The organism is Paenibacillus sp. 1_12, assembly GCF_900114475.1.
GTDB lineage: Bacteria > Bacillota > Bacilli > Paenibacillales > NBRC-103111 > Paenibacillus_S.
The window spans coordinates 1-7,311 of record NZ_FOTE01000050.1; the positions used below are offsets into that span (position 1 = coordinate 1).

Here is a 7,311-nt window from a genome sequence, read left to right on the forward strand (position 1 = left end):
ATTCCATTGGAGAATTATCATAACAGTTTCCTTTGCGACTCATGCTGCAGATAAATCCGTTCTTCTCAAGAAGTTTCTGGTAGCCTTTACTGGCGTATTGAACGCCGCGATCAGAATGTACAATAAGTCCTTTGGATGCACCTGTGCGACCAATTGCCTGCTTCAGAGCAGAACAGACAAGCTCTGTTTTCATACGACTATCCATCGCCCAACCTACGAGTTTTCGGCCATGTAAATCCAACACGCCAGCGAGATAAAGCCATCCTTCAGCAGTTGCTATGTAGGTAATATCACTCAACCACTTTTCATTGGGTTTGCTCGTTGTAAAGTCCTGGTTCACGATGTTATCTGCAACAGGCAGATTGTGGTTTGAATTTGTTGTTGCTTTGTATTTCTTTACCACTTTCGATCGGATCCCGTTAGCTCGCATTAACCGCGCAACACGGCCCCGACTAGCTTTCTTATCTGACGGTAAATTCTTAGTAATCTGCGGCGATCCGTAGATTCTGCGACTGTTCGTGTGGATGTCTTTTATCGAATCAAGCAGCTCTCGGTTCGCTTTGCTACGTTTGCTTTCCGGTCGCTTGATATGAGCATAATAGCCGCTTCTTGAGACGCCAAGAGCCTGGCACATCTTCGCAATCCGAAACTCGAAGCGGTGTTCAAAGATAAATTTGAACCTCATTATTTCTGATTTTTCGCGAAGTAGGCTGCCGCCTTTTTTAGAATATCATTCTCTTCCTTGAGATCCACTAACTGCTTTCGAAGCTTACGTATCTCATCATCCTCAGCCTTAAGGTTACCGCTACCTGGAAACGCACTGTCTCCGTCTTGTTTATAAAATTTCACCCAGTCTCGGACTGTGGTGTAATGAACATCCAGTTCCTTCGCCGCATCCACAAATGTTGTTTCTCCAGCTAGTATTCGCAATACAACTTGTTCCTTAAATGCTTTATCAAACTTCTTCCGTTGCCCCATAGTATATCCCTCCACTTTTATTATAGAGGTTTTCTATGTGTCTATCTATTCAAGGCTGGGTCAAATGTAGTAAGCTATGATCATAGCCAAATGTGTTTTACTTTTAATAAAGATTGCTTTTTTATTTACATTGTTGATCTTAATTTGCTAGTATCTGATATGCTTTGTCGTAGTTATGATCAGTTAATTACAAAAGAATTTCTAAATCAGTTTTATTTTATTAAAGATGGTCTTCCCCCAAGATTGAAGCAATGGGTTACTGAAAAACATCTTTCATTGCTAAAATTTGAAATTATAGAAGCGCTAACTTTTAATAAGATGGTTTTTTATTGTGATTCCAATAATAGGGTTATATCAGAGTGGAAGAGTTATAGCCTAAAATTTGAATTATCAAATGATTTAACTTTTAGTAATATAATATGGCAAACTTAAAACTAATATATCCCATTCACGGTCTCCACACATGTGGAGTGCTGTGTGTCGCTCGTAAGGAAGTAGTAGTTAAGAGCCGCATTTACCTGTATATTGAAGCCCGAATGTATTTAGTATTCGGGCTTCTGTGTTTGTGGTGGCCAAACGGGTCGAACGAAAGAAATGGAGGCTATGGGGCCCCCGCAAAATCATGGGAAATATCTTCGATGCAAGACGCCCCATTGTGGGTTAAGAAAACGGCGTCTGAATCTACCGCTGTGATCTGCATCGGTGAGTCTGTTTCGTTACCCGTCCCCTTCTTCTTGCTAAAAACTTGGGTTTGCACATTAATGAACCGTCCTGAGGTGGACGGTTTTTTCTTACGTTCAAAAAAGGACCTCATCGCGATGTTTGTGTTCAACGCTTCGCAGATATTCGCAGGGTACATTTTCCTTTAAAGATGATATTATTTAGATAATCAACTTACTTATTGCTCTCTTGCAGATTGGGGTTTGGGTTCATAATGAGGGGTATTCTCCAATTCGTTTCTCGTACGATCTTACTTCATATAGTTGCTGCCGTTGTTATTGGTTTGATTGCAAGCTATGCCGTCATCTTTGCACCGGACTCCCCTAAGCTCCAAAGTGAAGAAGGCATACTGGATTTAACGCAGGTTCATGTCAGTGAGAATCCGCTTAAGTTACAAGGGGAGTGGGCGTTCTACTGGCAAGAGCTGCTGTCGCCTGAGGACATACAGATTCGTTCGGCAAGGGACGGAAATCATGACCGCTGGATCAGCATCCCGAGCTCCTGGCTAGGCTATCGGTTAGATGGTCAGCAGCTGAACGGTACAGGCTTTGCAACCTTTCGGGTGGTCATAGAGCTTAGGCGAGCAGGCTAGGAATGAGCGGCTTGCTCTGCGGCTGCCTACCATCTTTCATGCGTATAAATTATGGGTGAATGGAGAGCTGTTGGCAGAAGTTGGTGTTGTTGGTCAGGACAAGAGTGGCGTGACCCCGCATCTGGAAACGAAGCTGGTGTTCTTCCAGCCCGAGAATGACACGGTGGAGCTGGTTATGCAAGTAGCCAATTTCCATCATAAGCGAGGCGGCATCACCAAGTATATCGAGTTGGGCGGCAGTGATGTGTTAACGGTCAGGACAAATCTGAAAATCGCTGCTGAAATGTTCATCACCGCAAGCCTTCTGGTGATTGGCGTGTATCACCTGCTGTTGTTCATACTGCGACGCAAAGACAGGGCTCCATTGTATTTTGGTCTGTTCACCTTGTTGTTCGGTATCCGATCCTTGCTGGTCGGAGAGCTCATGATTACACAAATATGGCCAGCTTTTCCATGGGGATTGCAGTTCAAGATCGAGTACCTGATTCTTTGCAGCAGTGGTTATATCATCACGATGTACTTTGATAGCATTTTTCCGAATTATGTGTCGCGATGGTTTCATCTTGGCACGCGGATCGTAACCAGCGCATTCTGTATCGTTATTGTGGTGACCCCTGCCATTATATATACAAAAATGTTACTGATGATCGGTGTGATGGTTGTTCTGCATATGGTTTATCTGATGGTTGGGCTGGTCCAAGCGGCTGTGTGGCGTATGGAGGGAGCGCTGATCTTCCTGCTGGTGTCGATGGTTGCTTTAGTGACGGTCATCAACGATTTTTTATATTACAACGAATGGTCACGAATCGGAAATACATCTCCGCTTGGTCTGTTGGTGTTTACGATCGCACAGATGATGCTGCTTTCTTCGAGATTTACGAGGGCGGCATCGAACGAGGAGAGGATTGCACGTGAGCTGCAGGACGCTAACAACAAGCTGACCGAAATGAATATGAATTTGGAACGGACCGTGCAGGAACGCACACAGGCCTTATCCGCAGCTCATGATGATCTCCGCACTTCGTATGACCGGTTGCTTCACTCCGAGCAAGGGAGAAAAAAGCTTCTTGCCTATATTACGCATGATCTGCGTATGCCGCTGTCCAGCATGCTTGGTTATGTAGAAGCTGTGCAGGACAGGGTCAAGCCGGAACGCAATGAACAGTACCTGAAGTATATCCGGGATAACACGATAAGGATTAACCGTATGATCGAGGAGTTGTCCTTCTTGTCGCATTTGGAGACGGGACAAGTCTCGTACCGAATGGAGCCGGTTCATGTGGTTCACTTCTTGCGTCGTTTTTTTGAACAATATGAGCTGGTTGTGCGTGACGCAGGGTTGGATTTCATGCTGGATATCGGAGATGCGGAAGATCAGCGCCCGAACTTGCCTGTTGTCGAGATGGATGGGCAAAGATTAGAGCAGGCGTTGTTTAATCTAGTGTCGAACGCGATGAAGTTCACCTCTAGGGGTGGGTTGGTGCGTATTGCGCTAGCTGTGGACGAGGTGAATCATACCCGCTATGCCACAATTAGCGTACAAGATTCTGGCACAGGTATTCCTCCAGATCAGCTTGAGCAAATCTTCGATCGCAATTACAAGTATGATCAACCGGGTGTGGAGAAGGGAGTAGAAGGCAGCGGGCTCGGGCTGGCGATTTGCAGGGAAATCGTAAAAGCGCATGGAGGGACGGTTCGAGCGGAGAGCGACGGCAAGATGGGATCGATATTCTATGTATCGCTTCCTTGTATTATAAATGAAGGAAGGTGACGGTGTGATGGACACGCACAAAATTATGATCGTCGATGATGATCCCAATATATGTGAGATTGTTCAGGTGTATTGCGAGAGGGAGGGTTTCATATCCTCCTACAGTCATAGCGGGACAGAAGCCATGAAGCTGCTTACATCGTTCGAGCCGGATTTGATTGTACTGGACGTATTGCTGGCTAATGAAAACGGCATTGATTGGTGCAGGAAAGCACGTGGCTACACGAATGCGCCGATCGTGTTTCTGAGCAGCCGTGAGGAAGACGAGGTGAAAATTAGCGCATTATCCTATGGGGGCGACGATTATGTGACCAAGCCGTTCAGTCCGGGAGTACTCATGGCGAAGATCAAGGCTCATCTTCGCAGAGTGTCAAAGGGGAGAAGGGAACAACTGCTGGAGTTACGGGGTTTGACGTTGGATTTCTACGCGCAGTCTGTCAATATAGGTAGTGAAACCATCTTTTTATCGAAAAAAGAGTTCAGTCTACTGTCCTATATGGCACAAAACGTTAATCGTGTCGTCAGTGTCGATGTGTTGTTTCAGCTCATATGGGGAATGGAGGGTCTGGAGGATACGAGAACGGTCGCTGTACACATCAGTAATTTACGCAAAAAAATCGAGGCTGACCCTGCCAAGCCTGAGAGAATCATTACGATTCGGGGGGCCGGATATATGCTGGTTGCCAGAAGTGCTGTTCAAGCGTGAACATAGCGTTTAGGTTGGTAGTGTAAACATGGCGCGGTATCAAGAAGATGGACGCCGCGGAACGGTGCAAAGAATGGAATTTATTAAATGACGCATCATTGAATTAACGAATACAAGTTGCAGGCAACGGCCTAAAAAACTTTAGTCAAGACACAGAAACGCCTAGTCCCTATTTACCCTAGTAGAAGTTCGCCAGTATCCTGACCAAGAAGGAAGGGTGACGGGCGATCTTCTTTTCTATTCTCGAACCTGTCACATTTCATCTTTTGCTTTAATACCGTCAATATTAAGCACTCCACATGCCCCGTATGCGGGAAGCGACCACTTTGCCGCGGCATCTGTTACAGTTGCTTAATATCGCATCGAATCAACGTTCTTACAGCTAATTATCTTTGTAATCTGTTTCTTTGGCATGCTTTATCTCGAGCGCGAACTTAAAGTTTTCTTTGAGTTTCATTGATGGGCTAATCTACCATGATAAAATACAAGGAGGAAAATCGCTATAATTTAACATACTTCAGGAGAAAAACGAGGCTATGGTGCCCCTATCGGTGTGATGATTGTTCTGCATATGGTTTATCTGATGGTTGGGTTGGTCCAAGCGGCTGTGCGGCGTATGGAGGGACGGTTCGAGCGGAGAGTGACGGCAAGACGGGGTCGATATTCTATGTATCGCTTCCTTGTATTGTAAATGAAGGAAGGTGACGGTGTGGTGGACACTCACAAAATCATGATCGTCGATGATGATCCCCATATATGCGAGATTGTTCAGGTGTATTGCGAGCGTGAGGGTTTCATATCCTCCTACAGTCATAGCGGGACAGAAGCCATGAAGCTGCTTGAGTCTTTCGAGCCGGATTTGATTGTACTGGATGTACTGCTGGCTAATGAAAACGGCATAGATTGGTGCAGGAATGCACGTAGCTACACGAATGCGCCGATCGTGTTTCTGAGCAGCCGTGAGGAAGACGAGGTGAAAATCAGCGCATTATCCTATGGCGGCGACGATTATGTGACTAAGCCGTTCAGTCCGGGAGTACTCATGGCGAAGATCAAGGCGCACCTTCACAGAGTGTCGACGGGCAGAATGGAACAGCTGCTGGAGTTACCGGGTTTGACGCTGGATTTCTATGCACAGTCCGTCATCATGGGTAGTGAAACCATCTTTTTATCGAAAAAAGAGTTCAGTCTACTGTCCTATATGGCACAAAGCGTCAACCGTGTCGTCAGTGTCGATTCGTTGTTTCAGCTCATCTGGGGAATGGAGGGTCTGGAGGATACGAGAACGGTCGCTGTACACATCAGTAATTTACGCAAAAAAATCGAGGCTGACCCTGTCAATCCTGAGAGAATCATTACGATTCGGGGGGCCGGATATATGTTGGTTGCCAGAAGTGCGTTGCAAGCGCGAACTTAAAGTTTTCTTTAAGTTTCATATATAGAACAATCTACCATGATAAATTAGAAGTAATATTTGTAGGTTTTTGACGAAGAAAAGCTAGCTGTCATGGGAGATGGTATATACAACCAGATACTTGGACCAAGGCATCGTTGCATGTGACGATATTTGTAATTAGGGGGGAATGGCGTGAATGTAAAATCCGTGCAGCCGGTCAGTGATTATTTCAAAGCGATGCAGCAATGCAAGGACGCACGCGCGACGAAGGATCAGTCGAGTTTAGCATCTATTCGAAATATGCTCATGCTGGGCAAGAAGTTACGCACCGACGAAATGGACTACTTACAGCAACATGATCCCAATCTACATGATCAAGCAATGAGCCTCTCGATGGAACGCCAAGCGTATGAGGACGCACTACAGCATAGCCGTAGCAAAGCGGATGCGAACTATTACAACACGTTCAAGCTGATGCAGATTGCCGGGCAACTGAAGCATGGTGGTTCCGAGGAGCTGCTGATGCGCTCGAACGCGATTCAGGAAGCCCATCGCGAGTTCGTGCGATCGAGCAAGTATGCCTCACTGAGGTCAGATGGATACGCCCCCCGTAAATTATGATGATGAAACCATAGCAAATTTATGTTGAAGCAGAAATTAACATTATATATTGTGCGACAGTATGGAGGGGTAAACGGATGACGATATCGATTAACTCGTATAACTTGATGAATCCGATTAGCAGAACGACGTCTTTGAGTTCCCAATCTTCCAATAGTCTGGGTGCGAACCCATCTTTATTCTCAAAGTTCGTTTCGAGGAGCAAGCCTTATGAGCAATATATCAAGACAGCAGCAACCGGGATTATTAATTTTTTGAAATCTGCGCAGGATATGCAAGCATCGGCGCAAAAATTAATGCAGAAGGATAATTCATCTTTCCAAGCAAGGACGGCGGAATCATCGGACAGCAAGAAGGTTACTGCAACTGCATCGGCCGGAGCTGCGAGCAAAACTTATGAAGTTAAAGTGAATGCGATCGCGACTTCCCAAACGAACAATGGAACATTTTTGTCTAAAGCAGACCCGTCCGTTGTAAGCAAAGGCACCAATCAGTTCAACATTACGATAGGCGGCAAGACTACGAAG

The 7,311-nt window shown here is 45.7% G+C and carries 8 protein-coding genes; 6 read left to right on the forward strand and 2 right to left on the reverse strand.

Annotation, left to right across the window (positions count from 1 at the left end; translation table 11 throughout):
* On the reverse strand, window positions 1-685 hold a 685-nt coding region (locus BM210_RS33780; protein ID WP_143101175.1), incomplete at its 3' end, for an IS3 family transposase.
* On the reverse strand, window positions 685-978 hold the full coding sequence (locus BM210_RS33785; protein WP_091177059.1) for a transposase: 294 nt from the start codon (window positions 976-978) through the stop codon (window positions 685-687). The genes BM210_RS33785 and BM210_RS33780, both read right to left, overlap by 1 nt.
* Window positions 979-1,912: 934 nt before the next feature.
* Here BM210_RS33785 and BM210_RS36055 point away from each other — a divergent pair.
* The 6 genes from BM210_RS36055 to BM210_RS33820 all read left to right on the forward strand — a co-directional run.
* Window positions 1,913-2,290: a hypothetical protein gene (locus BM210_RS36055; RefSeq protein ID WP_256224224.1), complete on the forward strand. Its 378-nt coding sequence runs from the start codon at window positions 1,913-1,915 to the stop codon at window positions 2,288-2,290.
* A gap of 70 nt (window positions 2,291-2,360) precedes the next feature.
* The gene (locus BM210_RS33800) at window positions 2,361-4,061 is read left to right on the forward strand and encodes a sensor histidine kinase (protein ID WP_256224225.1); all 1,701 of its coding nucleotides are present in this window, start codon (window positions 2,361-2,363) and stop codon (window positions 4,059-4,061) included.
* Between the two features lie 7 nt (window positions 4,062-4,068).
* Window positions 4,069-4,767, forward strand: coding sequence for a response regulator transcription factor (locus BM210_RS33805; RefSeq protein WP_091177062.1), 699 nt, complete (start codon window positions 4,069-4,071; stop codon window positions 4,765-4,767).
* A 712-nt stretch (window positions 4,768-5,479) separates the two neighbouring features.
* Window positions 5,480-6,184, forward strand: coding sequence for a response regulator transcription factor (locus BM210_RS33810; protein ID WP_091177063.1), 705 nt, complete (start codon window positions 5,480-5,482; stop codon window positions 6,182-6,184).
* Between the two features lie 171 nt (window positions 6,185-6,355).
* The gene (locus BM210_RS33815) at window positions 6,356-6,784 is read left to right on the forward strand and encodes a hypothetical protein (protein ID WP_091176189.1); all 429 of its coding nucleotides are present in this window, start codon (window positions 6,356-6,358) and stop codon (window positions 6,782-6,784) included.
* Between the two features lie 77 nt (window positions 6,785-6,861).
* A partial coding sequence (locus tag BM210_RS33820; protein ID WP_143101176.1) for a flagellar cap protein FliD N-terminal domain-containing protein occupies window positions 6,862-7,311 on the forward strand: 450 nt, incomplete at its 3' end.

Coding starts and splice junctions, on each gene's coding strand:
- BM210_RS33785 (WP_091177059.1), bottom strand. CDS start 978: ATGGGGCAACGGAAGAAGTTTGATAAAGCATTTAAGGAACAAGTTGTA.
- BM210_RS36055 (WP_256224224.1), top strand. CDS start 1,913: ATGAGGGGTATTCTCCAATTCGTTTCTCGTACGATCTTACTTCATATA.
- BM210_RS33805 (WP_091177062.1), top strand. CDS start 4,069: ATGGACACGCACAAAATTATGATCGTCGATGATGATCCCAATATATGT.